The sequence below is a fragment of the Streptomyces sp. NPDC056883 genome, from assembly GCF_042788835.1.
GTDB lineage: Bacteria > Actinomycetota > Actinomycetes > Streptomycetales > Streptomycetaceae > Streptomyces > Streptomyces stoeckheimensis.
The window spans coordinates 429,686-446,834 of the sequence record NZ_JBHUBS010000005.1; the positions used below are offsets into that span (position 1 = coordinate 429,686).

Consider the following 17,149-nt stretch of genomic DNA (forward strand, 5'->3'; position numbering starts at 1 on the left):
GTCCGCCACCGGTGCCCGCGGCCCCGGTTCCGGACCGCCGACGTCCCCTTCTCCGTACGCGCGTACGCTGTGCCCTGCCGTAGCTCGACAAGGGGAAGGGGATCGCGGGTGGCCGCGATGCAGCTGACTCGTACGCACCGGATATTGATCGGTGTGGTGGTCGCCGGAGCCGTCGTCATCGCGGGGATCGGATTCGCCGGTTCGTACTCCGCCGTGCGCGCCCTGGCCCTGAAGAAGGGCTTCGGCTCCTTCTCGCTGGTCTTCCCGATCGGCATCGACATGGGCATCTGCGTCCTGCTCGCGCTGGACCTGCTCCTGACGTGGATCCGGATCCCGTTCCCGCTGCTGCGCCAGACGGCGTGGCTGCTGACGGCGGCGACGATCGCCTTCAACGGCGCGGCCGCCTGGCCCGACCCCCTCGGGGTCGGCATGCACGCCGTGATCCCGATCCTCTTCGTGGTCACCGTGGAGGCCGCCCGCCACGCGGTGGGCCGGATCGCGGACATCACCGCCGACCGGCACATGGAAGGCGTCCGCCTCACCCGCTGGCTCCTCTCCCCCGTCCCCACCTTCAAGCTGTGGCGCCGGATGAAGCTGTGGGAGCTGCGCTCCTACGAGCAGGCCGTCGGCATGGAGCAGGACCGGCTGATCTACCAGGCCCGCCTGCAGGCCCGCTACGGCCGGGCCTGGCGCCGCAAGGCCCCCGTCGGGGCCCTGATGCCGCTGCGCCTGGCCCGCATAGGCGTCCCCCTCTCCCAGACCGCCCCCGAGGGCCTGGCGGCGGCGGGCATCGACCCCCTGCTCATCCCGCCGCCCCCGGCCGCCGACCCGACGGCTCCGGCGCTCCCGGCGGGCGCCGAGGGCGCGCCGCAGCCCGCGACGGCGACGGCCCTGGCCGCTCCGGCTCCGGGCGGGACCTCCGCCGACGCCTCCGCCGACTCCGTGCAGCAGCACGAGCTCGCCGGCCCCGGGTCCCAGTACGCGGACGGCCCGGCCGGGGTCATGGCCCCGCAGGGCCACCCCGACGCGGCCCCCTTCGTGGTGGACCCGACCGCCATGCCGGCCGCGCACAACAGCGCCTGGTTCGCGGCGCCCCGCGCGCCGCAGGCCGCGTACGAGGGCGGGTACAACCCGCAGTACGTCGAGGGCCTGGAGCCGACCCCGGTCATGCCCCCGACCGGCCCGGAGCAGCAGGAGCCGGTGCAGCCCGTACAGGAGGAGTTCCCGCAGGAGCTGCCGATACCGGGTCCCCGCCAGGAGGAGTCCTTCCCCGAGGGCGAGCCGCCGAGCGACGACGACGTGAAGTTCGCGGAGGCGGCGTACGAGGTGTTCCGCTCCCACCTCGAGGAGAACGGCGAGGTCCTGACGGCCGAGCAGCTCGACATACTGCTGGCCGACCGGTACGGCGTGGTGCATCCGCGCAGCGCCTCGCTGATCCGCAAGATCTTCCCGCAGCTCAAGCAGCGCTACCAGACCGAGCTGGAGAACGAGCACATCGCGTAACGAGCAGCTCAGCGGACATGCGGAAGGGCCCGCACCCCCAGGGGTGCGGGCCCTTCCCGTGTCTCGGAACCTCAGACGGCGAGCAGCTTGCGCACCCGCTCCGCCCCCACCGCGAGCAGCAGCGTGGGCAGGCGCGGCCCGGTCTCCCGGGTCACGAGCAGCCGGTACAGCAGGGCGAAGAACGTGCGCTGCGCGACCTTGAGCTCCGGCGTCGGCTTGGCGTCCGGTTCCAGGCCGGCCATCACCTTGGGCACGCCGTAGACGAGCGTGGTGAGCCCGTCGAGCGACCAGTGCGAGTCGAGCCCGTCCACGAGGCGGCGCAGGGACTCGCGTCCCTCGTCGTCCAGGGAGGACAGGAGCTCCACGTCGGGCTCCTCGCGCACCAGCGTCCGCTGGTCGGCCGGGACCTGGGTGGTGATCCAGTTCTCGGCGCGGTCCAGGCGCGGGCGGACCTCGTCGAGCGAGGTCAGCGGCCGCTCGGGCTCCAGGTCGCTGAGGATGCGCAGGGTCTGCTCGTCGTGTCCGGCGGTGATGTCGACCACCGAGGCGAGCGTGCGGTACGGCATCGGGCGCGGGGTGCGCGGCAGCTCGTGCGAGGCGACGCGTACGGCGCGGGCGTGCGCGGCGGCGTCGGCGGGCAGCACGGAGCCGTCGGTGACCTTGGCCTCCAGCTTGTCCCACTCGTCGTAGAGCCGCTGGATCTCCTGGTCGAAGGCGATCTTGAAGGACTGGTTGGGCTTGCGGCGGGCGTAGAGCCAGCGCAGCAGCTGCGGCTCCATGATCTTCAGCGCGTCGGCCGGGGTCGGGACCCCGCCCTTGCTGGAGGACATCTTGGCCATGCCGCTGATGCCGACGAAGGCGTACATCGGTCCGATCGGCTGCTCGCCGCCGAAGATGCCGACGATCTGCCCGCCGACCTGGAAGGAGGAGCCGGGCGAGGAGTGGTCGACGCCGGAGGGCTCGAAGATCACGCCCTCGTAGGCCCAGCGCATGGGCCAGTCGACCTTCCAGACCAGCTTGCCGCGGTTGAACTCGCTGAGCTTGACCGTCTCGGTGAACTCGTCCTCGGTGCAGACGTAGGTCAGCTCGGTGGTCTCGTCGTCGTAGGACGTCACCTTGGTGAAGTCCTTGCCGCACTCGGCGCAGTACGGCTTGTACGGGAAGTACCCGCCCTCGCCGATGCTGCCGTCGTCCTCGGCGGCCGCGCCCGAGCCCTCGGCGGCCTCCAGCTCGGCCTCGTCGACCTGCTTCTGCTGGGGCTTCTTGCCGCCGGGCTTCCCCTTGGTCCGGTACTGGTCGAGGATCGCGTCGATGTCGCCGCGGTGCTTCATCGCGAACAGCACCTGCTCGCGGTAGGTGCCGGCGGTGTACTGCTCGGTCTGGCTGATCGGGTCGTACTCGACGCCCAGCTCGGCCAGCGCCTCGACCATGGCGGCCTTGAAGTGCTCGGACCAGTTCGGGTACGCGGATCCGGCCGGTGCGGGCACGGCGGTCAGCGGGCGGCCGATGTGCTGGGCGTGCGACTCCTCGGTGACGCCGGGGATGCCCTTGGGGACCTTGCGGTACCGGTCGTAGTCGTCCCATGAGATCAGGTGGCGGACCTCGTGGCCCCGGCGGCGGATCTCGTCCGCGACCAGGTGCGGGGTCATGACCTCGCGGAGGTTGCCCAGGTGGATCGGGCCGGAGGGGGAGAGGCCGGACGCGACGACGATGGCTTTGCCCGGGGCTCGGCGCTCCGCCTCGGCGATGACCTCGTCCGCGAAACGGGAGACCCAGTCGGTCTCGGTGCTGCTCTGGGCGTTCTCAGCCACGACACGTCCTTCATTCTCGAATGCTGGCTTCAGCCATTCTCCCAGACGGAACCGAGCGCTCGGCAGTTTGTCGGCGGGTTACCGGCGCCGCCGGATCGCCGGTATATCCCGGGATGCGGACATCCCTCACGTGGGATACTCGGTCCTTGTCTGAACACCCAAGTGCACCCTCAGGCACGACCTCACAGGAACGGCAGCTCATGGCCTCGGTCCCTTCCCTCGCTTCTTCCGTCAACCAGCGCGTCGCCGACGCACTCGCCTCCGCCCTGCCGGACGCCGGTGCGAGCGACCCGCTGCTGCGACGAAGCGACCGGGCCGACTTCCAGGCCAACGGCATCCTGGCGCTCGCGAAGAAGGCCAAGGCCAACCCGCGCGAGCTGGCGACGACCGTGGTCGAGGGCATCGACACCGGTGACCTGATCAAGGAGATCGAGGTCTCCGGGCCCGGCTTCCTCAACATCACCATCACCGACCGGGCGATCGTCGAGACGCTGACCGCGCGCGCCGCCGACGACCGGCTCGGCGTGCCGCTCGCCGCGAAGCCGGGTACGACGGTCATCGACTACGCGCAGCCGAACGTCGCGAAGGAGATGCACGTCGGTCACCTGCGGTCCGCCGTGATCGGCGCGGCGATGGTGGAGATCCTGGAGTTCACGGGCGAGAAGGTGGTCCGGCGTCACCACATCGGCGACTGGGGCACCCAGTTCGGCATGCTCATCCAGTACCTGATGGAGCACCCGCACGAGCTGGACCACAAGGCAGCCGGGGACGGCGACGACGCTGTGGAGGTCTCCGGCGAGGAGGCCATGTCCAACCTGAACCGCCTCTACAAGGCCTCGCGGGCGCTCTTCGACTCCGACGAGGAGTTCAAGACGCGGGCGCGGGCCCGGGTGGTGGACCTCCAGGCCGGCGAGCCGGAGACCCTCGCCCTGTGGCAGCGGTTCGTGGACGAGTCGAAGATCTACTTCTACTCCGTCTTCAACAAGCTGGACATGGACATCCAGGACCCCGACGTCGTCGGCGAGTCCGGCTACAACGACATGCTGGTGGAGACCTGCAAGCTGCTGGAGGACTCGGGCGTCGCCGTCCGTTCCAACGGCGCGCTCTGCGTCTTCTTCGACGACGTCAAGGGCCAGGACGGCAACCCGACCCCGCTGATCGTGCAGAAGTCGGACGGCGGCTTCGGCTACGCCGCGACCGACCTCTCGGCGATCCGCGACCGGGTGGGCAACCTGGGCGCGACCGAGCTGATCTACGTGGTCGACGCGCGGCAGTCCCTGCACTTCAAGATGGTCTTCGAGACGGCGCGCCGGGCGGGCTGGCTGAACGACGAGGTCAAGGCCGTGCAGCTGGCCTTCGGCACCGTGCTGGGCAAGGACGGCAAGCCGTTCAAGACCCGTGAGGGCGAGACGGTCCGGCTGGTGGACCTCCTCGACGAGGCCGTCGACCGGGCGACCACCGTCGTGCGGGAGAAGGCCGAGAAGGTCGGCCTGAGCGAGGAAGAGATCATCGAGAACGGCCAGTACGTGGGCATCGGCGCCGTGAAGTACGCGGACCTGTCCACCTCGGCCGCGCGCGACTACAAGTTCGACCTGGACCAGATGGTCTCGCTGACCGGCGACACGTCCGTGTACCTCCAGTACGCGTACGCCCGGATCAAGTCCATCCTGCGCAAGGCGGGCGAGGGCGACCGCAAGCCGCTCGCCCACCCGGAGCTGGAGCTGGCCCCGGCCGAGCGCGCGCTGGGCCTGCACCTGGACCAGTTCGGCGAGGTCATCGCCGAGTCGGCCGCGGAGCACGCCCCGCACAAGGTGGCCGCGTACCTCTACCAGCTGTCCTCGCTGTTCGCGACGTTCTACGAGCAGTGCCCGGTCGTGAAGCCCGAGCCCGAGCTCGTCGTCGGCGAGAACCGCCTGTTCCTGTGCGAGCTGACCGCCCGCACCCTCAGCAAGGGCATGTCCCTCCTCGGCATCCGCACCCCCGAGAAGCTCTGACACACAGCGCCCCGCACGACGCCGGCCCCCGCCTCCCCCACCGGGAGACGGGGGCCGGCGCTTTCCCCGATCTTCCACGACACGCCGTACTACGCTCGTTCCATGGCGCCCCATGAGCACGCAGCCACGATGACCGCCGATGAGGGCGCCCTCATCGCCCGTCGCTTCGCGGACATCGACGCGGACATCGCGGCGACGGAGGCGATGCCTCGCCCTCAGGACCAGGACCAGGACCAGGACGAGACGTTCGGCGAGGCCGAGATGGCCGCCGTACGGGCTGGCATCACCGCGGCTCTCGCGCCTGCAGCCCGGGATTCCACCGCATGAGCCGACCGCACCGCGCTCAACCCGCGCCGAAGACCTCGACCTTGCACCGCGGACTCCCCGAACGGGCGATCCGGGCGTCGCACGTGACGAGCGGCACCTGGAGGCCCTCGGCCAGGGCCACGTAGGCGTCGGCGACCGCGCTCGCGTCGATCACGATCATTCGCGCCGCCGTCCGGCGTCGAGGTCACCGAGGACCTCGTCCACGCTCAGCTCGGCCGACACCCGGGCACGGATACGTGCGACGACGTCCTCGACGGACGGCGTGGCGGCCTCCTCCTCCAGCAGGGTCCGGGCGTACTCCTGCAGCGACTGGCGGTTGCGGGCGGCTCGGATCTTCAGCTCGGCGAGCGCCTCGTCGGACAGGTCGCGGACATACAGGGTGGCCATGCGACAAGACTGGTCGCATGGCCGGCACTCTGCTGGCGGAACGCCTCAGCGTGTCACCCGTACGGCCCGATTTCGGGTATTCCCGCCGGGTAGGGGACGGGCCGTCCATCCCCTACCCACCCCCACGGAGGGCCCCGTGCCCGACATGAACGGCCCCTACAAGGCCGGCACCCCCTGCTGGATCGACCTGATGGTTCCCGACCAGCAGGCCGCCCTCGACTTCTACTGCGACCTCTTCGGCTGGCAGGGCGAGGTCGGCTCGCCCGAGACCGGCGGGTACTCCGTCTGCACCCTCAAGGGCAAGCCCGTCGCCGGGATCATGAAGGCGATGAGCCCGGACGGGGCCGTCCCGGACCCGATGCCCCCGACCGTGTGGACCACGTACCTGGCCACGGACGCCATCGACGCCACCCTCAAGTCCGTCACCGAGGCGGGCGGCACGGTCATGATGGGCCCGATGGACGTCATGGACCTCGGGCGGATGGCCGTCATCGCCGACCCGACCGGCGCCGTCGTCGGCCTGTGGCAGGCGGGCACCTTCGACGGAGCGGGCATCGTCAACGAGCACGGCGCGCTCATCTGGAACGAGCTGACCACCGGCGACGTCCCCGCCGCGGTCGCGTTCTACACCGCCGTCCTGCCCGTCACCACCACCGAGTCCGCGATGCCGGGCGCCGACGGGTACACGGAGTTCCAGGTCGGCGGCCGTGCGGTCGGCGGGATGATGAGCATGGACAAGCTTCCGCCGGGGGTTCCGCCGCACTGGATGCCGTACTTCCACGTCGACGACGTGGATTCCGTCCAGGCGGCCGCCGTCCGCGCCGGGGGCACGGTCCTCGCTCCCGCCTTCGACATGGTGGCGGGCCGGATGGCCGTGCTCGCCGACCCGCAGGGCGGCGGCTTCTCGATCATCACGGCGAGCGCCCCGGAGCAGCCCGCCTGACCGCCGACACCCTGATGTGACGGGGCCCACAGGGAACGTTTCCCCCGTGGGCCCCCTCCTCTGTGTGCCGGAACGTTTCCGGAGGCGTTCCACCACCGAGGGGGCAGACGTTGAAGGACACGACGCGCAGGCGCACCGGGCGGGCGCTCGCCGCGCTGCTCGCCGCCGACGGGCTGGTCCACCTGTACTGGGCCACCGGCCTGACCTGGCCCGCCCCCGACGAGCGGACCCTGTCCCTGGCCGTGCTCGGCTCCGAGGTGTCCTTCGGTCCGCCCGTCGTCCTGCCGCTCGCCGCGCTCACCCTGACCGGCGCCGCCGCCGTGCTCGCGCACGCGCACGGCCGGGGCGGGCGGCCCGCACACCTCGTCACGGCCGCCGTCGCCGCCGGGCTGGCCGTACGGGGCCTCGCGGGCCTGGGCTGGGCGGCCGGTCTGCTCGACAGCCCGGCGGACGGCCCCTTCCGCACCCTCAACCTCGCCCTGTACACCCCCGCCTGCCTCGGCTTCGGCTGGGCCGCGGCCCGGCTGGCCCGAGCCCGGTGAGGCCCGTGCACCCGCCGGCCGGCAGCCCCGCCGCGGGCCCCCTCACCCCCGCCGCCCGCGACCGCGGAGTCGCCCTCGCGCGCGCGGCCCGCGCCGGAGACACCCTCGCGCTGCACGACCTCCTCGACCACCTGACCCCGTACATCGCCCGGATCTGCCACCCGATCGCCCTCGCGGACGGCCCGGACGCCACGCAGGAGGCCCTGCTCGCGGTCTTCCGCTCCCTGCGCACCCTCCGGGACCCCGAGACCCTCTACGGCTGGGTCCGGTCCATCGCCGTCCGCGAGGCCGTCCGCACCGCCCGGCGCGCGGGCCGCGACCGCCCGGCGGAACTGGCCGACGTACCCGGCCGGGACGATCCGGAGCTGGCCGCCGACATCGAGGACGTCCTGGCCCGCCTCTCACCCGCCCACCGGGCCGTCCTCGTGCTCCGCGACGTCGAAGGCCTCGACGAGGAGTCCGCCGCCGCCCTGCTCGGCATCCCGCCGGGCACCGCCAAGTCCCGGCTGCACCGGGCCCGTACGAGCTTCCGGAAGGCGTGGTCCTCATGACGTACGCACACGAAGTGGATCCGGTCGCCCGCCTGCGCATCATGGCGGCCGGCGTCCCGGGAGCCCGGGTCGTCGAAGCGACCCTCCCCGCCCCCCTGGAGGCGGTCTGGGCGGTGATGTCGGACCTGGAGGGCGAGTTCGGCCGCTTCCAGCCGGACATGCGCAGCGTGCGCGTGCTCCGGGTCGCGGGGGACCGCGTGGAGGCCCTGGCCCGCAGCAAGTACGGCCTGCGGGCCCGCTTCCACGGCGTCCTGCGCCCGGGCTGGTGCTGGCTCCAGAGCCGCTTCCTGATCATCGGCATGGCCGCCGCCCCCGCCCCCGACGGCGGCACCCGAGTCGCCCTGACGGGCGGCGTACGCGTCCCGGGCCGCGCGGCGATCGTCCCGGTGGGCGCGGAGCGGGAGCTGCGCCTGGCGATGGACCGGCTGGCGGACCGGGTCAGCGGTCCGTGACCGGGCCGGGCAGCGGGAGGTCCACGGGGCGGCGGGACGGCGCCCCGGCCGCGAGGGGCGCGGCGGCGATGCCGGGTTCCTGCGCGAGGACGTACATCTCCTCCGCCCGGCCGAGGATGTCCGAGGCCTCGTCCTCGCGGCCCAGAGCCTCCAGCGCGACACCGAGTCCCATCAGTGCGAGGGCCTCGTTGATGCGGTCACCCGTACCGGCGAGGAGGTCGGAGGCCTGCTGGAACGCGGCCAGCGCCTCTTCCGGCCGGCCCGCCGTCTGATGGCACAGGCCCAGCCGGCCCAGCACGACGCCCCTGTGCCTCGGCCCCCTCGACTGCCCCGACTCCTCGTACAGGACGAGGGCCTCCTGGTACTGCGCCAGCGCCTCTTCCGTGAGTTCGGCGGCGAACAGCGAATCCCCGAACCCCAGGAGCGAGTCGGCGGCCGCCATCCCGTTGCCCAGCTCGGCCAGTACCGCGCGCGCCCGCTTCCGCACGGCCATGGACTCCTCGCGGTGTCCGGCCCGCCAGAGCGCGGAGGCGAGGGACTCCGAGAAGGCGGCCTCACGGTGGCGGTCCCCGGTCTCCCGCAGGAGTCCCAGGGCCTCCCGGAGCACGGGGAGCGACTCGTCCGGCCGGCCCAGCACCCTCAGGGTTTCGCCGAGACCCGCCAGCGTCATGCCCTCCTCGTTCCGCAGGCCCAGTTCGCGGAAGATCGTCAAGGCCTCTTCGAGTACCGCCCTCGCGTCCTCGAACCGGTTCATGTACCGGTAGGCATCTCCCAGGAGGCGCCTCACCATGCCCTGCGCCCTGCGGTCCCCGGTCTCTTCGGACAGCGCGAGGGCCTCCGCCAGGTGCCCCGACGCCTCCTCCAGGTGCTGCAGGCTGAGGAGAGCGCCGCTCAGGTTGCACAGGGCCATGGTGACGGCCCCGCGATGGCCCGACCGGCGGGCCGCCTTCAGCCCGCCCCGGGCCACCACGAGCATGTCCTGCTCGTACCGGTAGACCTGGAGGACCGGACCCAGGTGGTCGGACAATCGGAGGGCGGCCACCGCACGCCCGCTGTCCACGGCAGCACCCACCGCGTTCACCAGCATGGCCCGTTCGTCCTCGAACCAGTCCAGCGTCGGCCCCACCGAGATGCCGGACGCCAGTTCCGCGGTCCTCGGAGCCAGGCCCAATACCTGCGCGACCGCTTCGGCCGCCAGGACGGCCGTCGCCAGGAACCGGTCGATCGCGTCGTCCCGGCCGTCCGCCTCAGCCCGCTCCGCGCCCCGCTCCACCGCGTAGAGCCGCATCAGGTCGTGCATCCGCCACCTTCCCGAGCCGACCGGCTGCTCGGTCAGCAGACTGGCCCGGACGAGGGCGGCCAACGGGCGCCGGAGCGCGGCGGCCGTGTTCTCGACCTCGTCCGGGTCGCCCTCGTGGACGACGGCGGCGAGGCAGACCGTGGAACAGTCCGGCCCCGGAACCACCGTCAGCAGCCGGAAGATCCGGGCCTGGTCCGCCGGGAGCCTCTCGTACGACAGGTCGAAGGCGGCCCGGACCCCGGCCGGCACGTCGCCCTCGACGTGCAACGTCTCCAGCCGGGTCCGCGCCCGTGCCAGCTCCCGCGCCAACTCCCCCGCCGCCAGCCCCGGATCTCCCGCCAGCAGTGCCCCGGCCACCGTCAGGGCCAGCGGCAGCCGCCCGCACAGCTCCGCGATCCGTGCCAGCGCCCCGAGCTCCCGCGCCGGGCGCGGATCCTCCGGCCAGGTCCGCAGCAGAGCGTCCGTGAGCAGCTCCGCCGCGGGCTCAGCCGCCAGCTCGTCCAGGACGACCACCCGTGCGGCGAAGCCGGGCGCGACCAGCCGGTGCCGCGAGGTCACCAGGAGGCGGTGCGTGCCGTCGGGCGGTACGAGGCCCTGCACCTGGGACACCGATCCGGCGTCGTCCGCGACGATCAGGACCCGCTGGCCGGTCCCGGCGAGTGCGGCCAGCCGCGCGCGGTACAGCGCGAGCTGCCCGTCGGGGGACGGCGGCAGGTCCGCGTCCCTGATCCCGAGGTAGCGGAGCATCTCCCGCACCGCCTGCGGCCCGCTCAGCGCGCCGTTCGGGGCGTAGCCGTGCAGCGGAAGGAAGTACACCCGCTCCCCGAACCACCCACGCTCCACGGCGCGGTGGGCCGTGGCGACGGCCAGCGCGCTCTTACCGACCCCGGGCAGACCGGCCACGACCGTGACGGGAGCACCGCCCCCGGCCTGGTCGAGCAGGTGCGTCAGCTCCTTGACCGCGCCGTCCCGCCCTACGAGCGCGGCGGGCTCGGCGGGCAGGCCGAGGGAGGCCGGGGGCAGCGGACCCGCCCCGGGCGCGTGAGTGACGTAGTCCCCCGCCACCGCGATCTGCGTGATCCGCGCGTCCCCTTCGGCCCGCGCCCGCTGCTGCCACCGGTTTCCCGTCACGGGGCCGGGTCCGGCTGCTGCTCACCGCCGCCGGCGGCCGCCTGCTGTACGCGGGAGTCCCCGTCGGCGCGCGCCCACTGGTCCACCGGTCCGGAGGCGCTGGGGGCGCCGCCGGTCTGCGTGACCCGGCTGGTGCCGGAGGCCCGGGCCCGCTGCCGCAGCGAGTTCCCCCCGTCCCCGCCGCCACCGGCCCACCAGCCACCGACCAGCGCGCACACCGCGGCCATGGCTCCGCCGAACCCCGCGGCGGCCGACACCCGGTCGGAGTCCTTCTCCGGCAGCCAGCCGAAGGGGTCCCACACCCCCAGCCGGAACCCGACCAGGAAGGCGATCCCCGTCCCCCCGACGACGACAACCCACTTCAGCGGACGCGACATTGACCCCCCTCGGCCGAACTTCCCAAAAGGCCGAAGCTAGCAGCCGGGCCCCCGGAACTCGCACCAGACCACCTTCCCGGGAGCCCGCGGCAGCACCCCCCACGCATCAGCCAGCGCCCCTACGAGGATCAGCCCGCGCCCGGCGGTCCGCTCCCCGATCCGCGACATCCCGGGCCCGCTGTCGTGCACCTCGACGCGGACGGTCCCGTCGTAGGCGAGCAGCCGCAGCAGGTACCCCCGCCCGCGCGGGACCCCGTACCGCAGGGCGTTGGTCGCCAGCTCGCTCACGCAGAGCAACACGTCGTCCTGCCGGGAGGGCCTGCCCCAGGCGGTCAAGGTGTCACGTGTGAAGTGTCTTGCGGCGCCGATGGTTTGGGGTGAGCGCAGGTAGAGGCGCTCCTGAACCAGGGCGGGTTGAGTATGCAGATTCACGTGCCGATCGTCGCGTTACGTGACTAGCGTGGAGCAGTACGGCAACCCGTACTCAGTGATGAGTACGGGTCGGCACGGGGTAGTGCAGCCGCAAGGTGGGGAGTCCATCGTCATGCCACCGAGGAAACGCGCACGGCCGAACGCGACGACCATGAAGATGGTCGGCAAGCAGGTGGCCGCAGCCCGGATCGCCAAGAACCTGACGCAGACACAGCTAGGCGAGCTGGTGCGCCTGGACGCGGAGACGATCGCCTCCATCGAGCAGGGGCGACGGGCTCTGATGCCGAACGTCGCGGAGCTGATGGACCGACATCTGGGGTTGCCGGGAACACTGACCGTGGCGGCCGAAGAGATGCCCGCCGTGGACGCGACGCCGCCCTGGGCCGAGGAGTACATGGACTTGGAGTACAGCGCGATCGCCCTCTCCTGGTTCGACAACCAGGTGGTACCGGGCCTGCTCCAGACCGAGAACTACGCCCGGGCCGTCTTCACCTGCCGCGTCCCGGCCCACCCGGAGGCGGAGATCGAGTCACTGACCGCGTCGCGCATCGCGCGCCAGCAGATCCTGCACCGCGCCAGTCCGCCGACTCTGAGCTTCGTCGTCTGGGAGGCGGTTCTACAGGACCGACTAGGCGGGGACGAAGTGCACGCGGAGCAGCTGCGGCACCTGCGCGCATGTGCAGATCTCCCAGACCTGAGCCTCCAGGCAATGCCACTGGGGCGCACCTCGCACGCGGGCCTCGACGGTCCGTTCACCCTCGTGGAAACCTCGGACCATCAACACCTCGGCTACACCGAAAGCCAGCGTGGCAGCCACCTGATCTCGGACCCGAATGAGGTCAGCATCCTCTCTCGCAAGTATGCGATGCTGCGGACTCAGGCCCTCAACACCGAGCAGACGCGGGGCCTGTTGGACCGCCTGCTAGGAGAGACATGAGCGCCACCACCGCACTGACGTGGTTCAAGTCCAGCTACAGCGGCAGCGAGGGCGGCCAGTGCCTGGAGGTGGCCATCGCCTGGCGGAAGTCCACATACAGCGACGGCGAATACGCCGCCTGCGTGGAGGTCGCCACCTGCGCGGCTCAGGTCCACGTCCGGGACTCGAAGGTTCCCCACGGGCCCGTGCTCGACCTGACTCCCGCCGCCTGGGCCGCCCTCACGGAGTGGACCGCTCGCTGATCAGCGCGGCCAGGCCGTCCAGGATGCGGTCCAGGCCGAAGCGGAACTGGAAGTCCGGCTCGTCCGCCCCCGTGAACGCGTCGGACTCCAGCAGGCGCGTCACCGCCGGGTGCGTGTCCGGGGCGGTCATCAGCCGCAGGGTGCGTACGTAACGGCCCAGCACCTGGTCCGGTGCGACGCCTGACTTCACGATGGCGTCCATCATGTCGGCGACCATCGTCGCCTCGTTCCGCACGAGCCCGCCGATGAGGATGATCGCCGAGACCTTCTCGCCCTCCCTCAGGGCGGTCCCGGCCATCGCCGCGAGCCCGCGTTCCATCCAGGCGAGCTGGTTCGGGCTGACCGGGGCGCCGGTGAGCGGGATGCGCACGATCCAGGAGTTCGCCATCAGGACGGCCCGCTGCGCGTACGCCCACTCGGTCAGCAGTTCCCGCCAGCCGGAAACCCCGGAGGGAGCCGGCGGGGCGCCGACACCCGCGTCGGCCATCAGGATGTAGAGCTCTTCCTTCGCCGTGACGTACCGGTAGAGGGACATCGTCGAGACGCCCAGTTCCTTGGCCACGCGGCCCATCGAGACGGCGTCCATGCCCTCCGTGGCGGCCAGCGCGACCGCGGCGTCCACGATCCGGGGGAGCGTGAGGGTGGGGCGGGGGCCCTTGCCGGGGCGTTCGCGCAGGCCCCAGGCCATTTCCAGGCTCGCCGGGAGTCCGGTTTCCCCTTCGGGGTCCTTTGCCATCGCCGCCTCCTCCCTGATGAGTCGTTGACCCACATCCTAGTTCTGTGTATTACTTACGCAGAAGCGCGTAACCCATACGCAGAAGGGAGTGCGGTCCGCGATGACCACGAACCACGACCTCGGCATCCACGCCACCGGCCTGACCAAGTCCTACGGCGACCTCCGCGTCCTCGACGGCATCGACCTCGCCGTCCCGCGCGGCAGCGTCCTCGCCCTCCTCGGCCCCAACGGCGCCGGGAAGACCACCACCGTCCGGATCCTCGCCACCCTCACCGAACCCGACTCCGGCACCGCCCGGGTCGCGGGCCGCGACACCGCGTCCGAGCGGACCCTCGTACGCCGTTCCCTCAGCCTCACCGGGCAGTTCGCCGCGGTCGACGACCTCCAGACCGGTGCCGAGATGCTCCGCATGGTGGGCCGGCTCCGCGGACTGCGGCCGCGCGCCGCCCGGTCCCGCGCCGACGAACTCCTCGCCCGCTTCGGACTCGCCGAAGCCGCCGGACGCACGGCGAAGACCTACTCGGGCGGCATGCGCCGCCGCCTCGACCTCGCCGCGAGCCTGGTCGCCCGGCCCGAGGTGATCTTCCTGGACGAGCCGACCGCCGGGCTCGACCCGCGCAGCCGCCAGGAGTTGTGGGACCTCGTACGGGAACTGCGCGCCGACGGCACGAGCGTGCTGCTCACCACCCAGTACCTGGAGGAGGCCGACCGGCTCGCCGACCGCGTGGCCGTCCTGTCCGGCGGACGGATCGCCGCCGAAGGCGCGCCCGCGGAGCTCAAGTCCCGCGTGGCGGGCCACCGCCTCGACCTGACCCTCGCCGGCCGGGCCGCCTACGAGGCCCTGGCCCCGCGGGCGGCCCGGCTCGCGGCGGGCGACGGCGCCGCCACCGCGGAGGGCCTCATCCTCGCACCGGAGGAGTTCGGCCTCAGCCTGCCCACCGACGGCAGCGCCGCCCACGTCCGGTCCCTGCTCGACGCGCTCGACCCCGACCACACGGCCGTGGACCGCTTCTCGGTCCGCGGCGCCACCCTCGACGACGTGTTCCTCACCCTGACGGGAGCCGCTCCGTGACCACTTCCGCCCCCACCGCCGCCGCAGCCACCATCGCGGCCCGCCCCGGTGTCCTCGTGGCCGCCGGTTCCCTCGCCGGGCGCAGCCTGCGCATCAGCCGCCGCCAACCGGACGCCCTGATCACGGCGTTGATGCTGCCGGTCATGCTGATGCTGATCTTCGTGTACTTCTTCGGCGGAGCCATCGACACCGGCACGACCTACGTGACCTACGTGGTCCCGGGAGCGATGCTGCTCTGCGCCGGCTTCGGCGCGGCGAGCACCGCCGTCGGCGTCGCCACCGACATGAAGGAAGGCGTGATCGACCGCTTCCGGTCCCTGGACATCGGCGGCGTCCCGATCCTGGCCGGGCACGTGGCGGCCTCGGTCCTGCGCAACCTCGTGTCCACGGGCCTGGTCCTGGCCGTCGCCCTCGCCATCGGCTTCCGCCCCCGGGCCTCGCTGCCCGGCTTCCTGGCCGCGGCCGCGCTCCTGATCGCGTACATCACCGCGATCTCGTGGCTGGCCGCGACCCTCGGGCTGCTCGCCAGTACACCGGAGGCGGCGGGCGGCTTCACCTTCCTGATGATGTTCCTGCCGTACCCCTCCAGCGCGTTCGTCCCCATCGACACCATGCCCGGCTGGCTCCACGGCTTCGCCGACCACCAGCCGCTGACCCCGGTGATCGAATCGCTCCGGGCCCTGCTCCTCGCCCAGCCCGCGGGCGACGCCCCCTGGGTGGCCCTGGCGTGGTGCGCGGCCATCGGCGTGGTGTCCGTGGCCCTGGCGGCCGTCCTCTTCGAACGGCGGACGCGGTAGACACCACTGAGGCCCGCCCCTGGATACGGGCGGGCCACAGCGGACGGGGCTCCATGCGTCAGCGCATCAGTACGTCAATGCATCAACACGTCAGTGCGTCAGCGGGTACGAGTGTCTTCCCGTCGCCGCGTCGATCTCCGTGTGCGCCTTCTGCAGCATCTGGGACGCGATGTCCATCAGCGCCCGCGCACCGGCGATCTCTTCGCCGACCCTCAGCTGCTCCGGGTCGGAGGGGTGACGCATGGCGTAGCCGTGCGCCCGTATCTCGGAGCCGTCCCCGAGTCTGACCAGGGCCGCCGCACTGGTTCGGTGGCCCTCTTCGGTGAATTCGAGATCCACATGCCACCCGACGAGCGTGGTCATGGCGCATCACCTCCGGGGTTCGGTTGACCCTGCCTCCAGGGTGCACCTGAGCGGGACCCGATGCGAATCGGCCCTACCGCTCCGCGTTCAGCCAGCCCGCGACCTCCGTCGCCCAGTACGTCAGGATCGTGTCCGCGCCCGCCCGCTTGATGCCGAGCAGGGTCTCCAGGATCGCCCGCTCGCGCTCGATCCAGCCCTTCTCCGCCGCCGCCTCGATCATCGCGAACTCGCCGCTGATCTGGTACGCCGCCACCGGGACGTCCACCGCCTGCGCGACCCGGTAGAGGATGTCCAGGTAGGGACCGGCCGGCTTGACCATCACCATGTCGGCGCCCTCCTCCAGGTCGAGGGCGAGCTCGCGCAGCGACTCCCGGGCGTTCGCCGGGTCCTGCTGGTAGCTCTTGCGGTCGCCCTGGAGCGAGGACGCGACGGCCTCGCGGAAGGGACCGTAGAAGGCGGAGGAGTACTTGGCCGTGTACGCGAGGATCGAGACGTCCTCGTGGCCCGTCTCGTCCAGCGCGTCGCGGATGACGCCGACCTGGCCGTCCATCATCCCGCTCGGACCCACCACGTGGACGCCCGCGTCGGCCTGCACCTGCGCCATCTCGGCGTAGCGCTCCAGCGTCGCGTCGTTGTCCACGCGGCCGTGCTCGTCCAGGACCCCGCAGTGCCCGTGGTCGGTGTACTCGTCCAGGCACAGGTCGGACATGATCACCAGATCGTCGCCCACCTCCGCCTTCACGTCGCGGATCGCGACCTGGAGGATCCCGTCCGGCTCGGTGCCCGCCGTGCCCCGCGCGTCCTTGTTCTCGTCGGCCGGTACGCCGAAGAGCATGATCCCGGAGACTCCGGCCTCGACGGCCTCCACGGCGGCCTTCCGCAGCGTGTCCCGGGTGTGCTGGACCACGCCCGGCATCGCCGAGATGGCGAGCGGCTCGCTGATGCCCTCCCGGACGAACGCCGGGAGGATCAGGTCCGAGGGGTGCAGCCGGTACTCCGCGACCATCCGCCGCATCGCCGGGGTGGTGCGCAGCCGGCGGGGCCGCGAGCCGGGGAAGGATCCGTACGTGCTCATCTTCTAGTCGCCTCTTCGAGCTTCGACAGCAGTCGGGACAAGCCTAGGCGGTGTCCGGTCCGCCGGGGGGGGGGGGGGGAAAAGACAAACATCTTTCCCCCCCCCTTCTCTCTTTTCCCCCTTGGTTTCCGCCGGTTTTCCCCCTCCCCGCCGCCCCCTACACCCCCCTTTTTGTCT

The 17,149-nt window shown here is 72.1% G+C and carries 20 protein-coding genes; 11 read left to right on the forward strand and 9 right to left on the reverse strand.

Features of this window, described 5'->3' with window-relative positions:
- Window positions 1-108: 108 nt before the first annotated feature.
- Entirely contained in the window at window positions 109-1,503 is a 1,395-nt protein-coding gene (locus tag ACFRU2_RS16710) for a DUF2637 domain-containing protein (RefSeq protein ID WP_382972488.1), read from the forward strand.
- Window positions 1,504-1,574: 71 nt separating this feature from the next.
- Here ACFRU2_RS16710 and lysS read toward each other — a convergent pair whose 3' ends face one another.
- Entirely contained in the window at window positions 1,575-3,314 is a 1,740-nt protein-coding gene (gene lysS, locus ACFRU2_RS16715) for a lysine--tRNA ligase (RefSeq protein WP_382972490.1), read from the reverse strand.
- Window positions 3,315-3,514: 200 nt separating this feature from the next.
- On the opposite strand from lysS, the gene argS reads away from it, so the two are divergent.
- Window positions 3,515-5,308 carry an arginine--tRNA ligase gene (gene argS / locus ACFRU2_RS16720; protein ID WP_382972492.1) on the forward strand — a complete coding sequence of 598 codons (1,794 nt, stop codon included), beginning with the start codon at window positions 3,515-3,517 and terminating at the stop codon, window positions 5,306-5,308.
- Window positions 5,309-5,410: 102 nt separating this feature from the next.
- Entirely contained in the window at window positions 5,411-5,635 is a 225-nt protein-coding gene (locus ACFRU2_RS16725; RefSeq protein ID WP_382972494.1) for a hypothetical protein, read from the forward strand.
- Between the two features lie 16 nt (window positions 5,636-5,651).
- Here the strand turns inward: ACFRU2_RS16725 and ACFRU2_RS16730 are convergent, their stop codons facing one another.
- Together ACFRU2_RS16730 and ACFRU2_RS16735 are read right to left on the reverse strand one after the other, a co-directional pair.
- On the reverse strand, window positions 5,652-5,795 hold the full coding sequence (locus ACFRU2_RS16730) for a hypothetical protein (RefSeq protein WP_382972496.1): 144 nt from the start codon (window positions 5,793-5,795) through the stop codon (window positions 5,652-5,654).
- Window positions 5,792-6,022: a hypothetical protein gene (locus ACFRU2_RS16735; protein ID WP_382972498.1), complete on the reverse strand. Its 231-nt coding sequence runs from the start codon at window positions 6,020-6,022 to the stop codon at window positions 5,792-5,794. Before ACFRU2_RS16735 ends, ACFRU2_RS16730 begins: the two co-directional genes overlap by 4 nt.
- Before the next feature lie 145 nt (window positions 6,023-6,167).
- Between ACFRU2_RS16735 and ACFRU2_RS16740 the strand changes: the two genes are divergently transcribed.
- The 4 genes from ACFRU2_RS16740 to ACFRU2_RS16755 all read left to right on the forward strand — a co-directional run bounded on the left by ACFRU2_RS16740 (window position 6,168) and on the right by ACFRU2_RS16755 (window position 8,510).
- Window positions 6,168-6,965: a VOC family protein gene (locus tag ACFRU2_RS16740; RefSeq protein WP_382972585.1), complete on the forward strand. Its 798-nt coding sequence runs from the start codon at window positions 6,168-6,170 to the stop codon at window positions 6,963-6,965.
- A gap of 110 nt (window positions 6,966-7,075) precedes the next feature.
- Window positions 7,076-7,507 carry a DUF3995 domain-containing protein gene (locus tag ACFRU2_RS16745; RefSeq protein ID WP_382972500.1) on the forward strand — a complete coding sequence of 144 codons (432 nt, stop codon included), beginning with the start codon at window positions 7,076-7,078 and terminating at the stop codon, window positions 7,505-7,507.
- A gap of 5 nt (window positions 7,508-7,512) precedes the next feature.
- Entirely contained in the window at window positions 7,513-8,058 is a 546-nt protein-coding gene (locus ACFRU2_RS16750; RefSeq protein WP_382972502.1) for an RNA polymerase sigma factor, read from the forward strand.
- The gene (locus ACFRU2_RS16755) at window positions 8,055-8,510 is read left to right on the forward strand and encodes an SRPBCC family protein (protein ID WP_382972504.1); all 456 of its coding nucleotides are present in this window, start codon (window positions 8,055-8,057) and stop codon (window positions 8,508-8,510) included. Before ACFRU2_RS16750 ends, ACFRU2_RS16755 begins: the two co-directional genes overlap by 4 nt.
- On the opposite strand, the gene ACFRU2_RS16760 is transcribed toward ACFRU2_RS16755, so the two are convergent.
- Genes ACFRU2_RS16760 through ACFRU2_RS16770 form a run of 3 tightly spaced genes read right to left on the reverse strand, consistent with a single transcriptional unit; the run spans window position 8,497 to window position 11,750 of the window.
- A complete protein-coding gene (locus ACFRU2_RS16760) occupies window positions 8,497-10,941 on the reverse strand; it encodes a tetratricopeptide repeat protein (protein WP_382972506.1) in 2,445 nt (814 codons plus the stop codon). The two genes, ACFRU2_RS16755 and ACFRU2_RS16760, sit on opposite strands and share 14 nt — an antisense overlap.
- Window positions 10,938-11,318, reverse strand: coding sequence for a hypothetical protein (locus tag ACFRU2_RS16765; RefSeq protein ID WP_382972508.1), 381 nt, complete (start codon window positions 11,316-11,318; stop codon window positions 10,938-10,940). Before ACFRU2_RS16765 ends, ACFRU2_RS16760 begins: the two co-directional genes overlap by 4 nt.
- Before the next feature lie 36 nt (window positions 11,319-11,354).
- Window positions 11,355-11,750: an ATP-binding protein gene (locus ACFRU2_RS16770; protein ID WP_382972510.1), complete on the reverse strand. Its 396-nt coding sequence runs from the start codon at window positions 11,748-11,750 to the stop codon at window positions 11,355-11,357.
- A 112-nt stretch (window positions 11,751-11,862) separates the two neighbouring features.
- Between ACFRU2_RS16770 and ACFRU2_RS16775 the strand changes: the two genes are divergently transcribed.
- Window positions 11,863-12,687, forward strand: coding sequence for a Scr1 family TA system antitoxin-like transcriptional regulator (locus ACFRU2_RS16775; protein WP_382972587.1), 825 nt, complete (start codon window positions 11,863-11,865; stop codon window positions 12,685-12,687).
- Window positions 12,684-12,929, forward strand: coding sequence for a DUF397 domain-containing protein (locus ACFRU2_RS16780; RefSeq protein WP_382972512.1), 246 nt, complete (start codon window positions 12,684-12,686; stop codon window positions 12,927-12,929). Before ACFRU2_RS16775 ends, ACFRU2_RS16780 begins: the two co-directional genes overlap by 4 nt.
- Here ACFRU2_RS16780 and ACFRU2_RS16785 read toward each other — a convergent pair.
- Window positions 12,907-13,665 (reverse strand): TetR/AcrR family transcriptional regulator, encoded by a 759-nt coding sequence (locus ACFRU2_RS16785; RefSeq protein ID WP_382972514.1) that lies wholly within the window; start codon window positions 13,663-13,665, stop codon window positions 12,907-12,909. The two genes, ACFRU2_RS16780 and ACFRU2_RS16785, sit on opposite strands and share 23 nt — an antisense overlap.
- 100 nt (window positions 13,666-13,765) lie before the next feature.
- On the opposite strand from ACFRU2_RS16785, the gene ACFRU2_RS16790 reads away from it, so the two are divergent.
- Window positions 13,766-14,737 carry an ABC transporter ATP-binding protein gene (locus ACFRU2_RS16790; RefSeq protein WP_382972516.1) on the forward strand — a complete coding sequence of 324 codons (972 nt, stop codon included), beginning with the start codon at window positions 13,766-13,768 and terminating at the stop codon, window positions 14,735-14,737.
- A 32-nt stretch (window positions 14,738-14,769) separates the two neighbouring features.
- The gene (locus tag ACFRU2_RS16795; RefSeq protein WP_382972589.1) at window positions 14,770-15,534 is read left to right on the forward strand and encodes an ABC transporter permease; all 765 of its coding nucleotides are present in this window, start codon (window positions 14,770-14,772) and stop codon (window positions 15,532-15,534) included.
- A gap of 90 nt (window positions 15,535-15,624) precedes the next feature.
- On the opposite strand, the gene ACFRU2_RS16800 is transcribed toward ACFRU2_RS16795, so the two are convergent.
- Both ACFRU2_RS16800 and hemB read right to left on the reverse strand, forming a co-directional pair.
- Complete coding sequence (locus ACFRU2_RS16800; RefSeq protein ID WP_382972518.1) at window positions 15,625-15,897, reverse strand: DUF1876 domain-containing protein; 273 nt, start codon at window positions 15,895-15,897, stop codon at window positions 15,625-15,627.
- A gap of 73 nt (window positions 15,898-15,970) precedes the next feature.
- Window positions 15,971-16,972 (reverse strand): porphobilinogen synthase, encoded by a 1,002-nt coding sequence (gene hemB / locus ACFRU2_RS16805; protein ID WP_382972519.1) that lies wholly within the window; start codon window positions 16,970-16,972, stop codon window positions 15,971-15,973.
- Window positions 16,973-17,149: the final 177 nt, after the last annotated feature.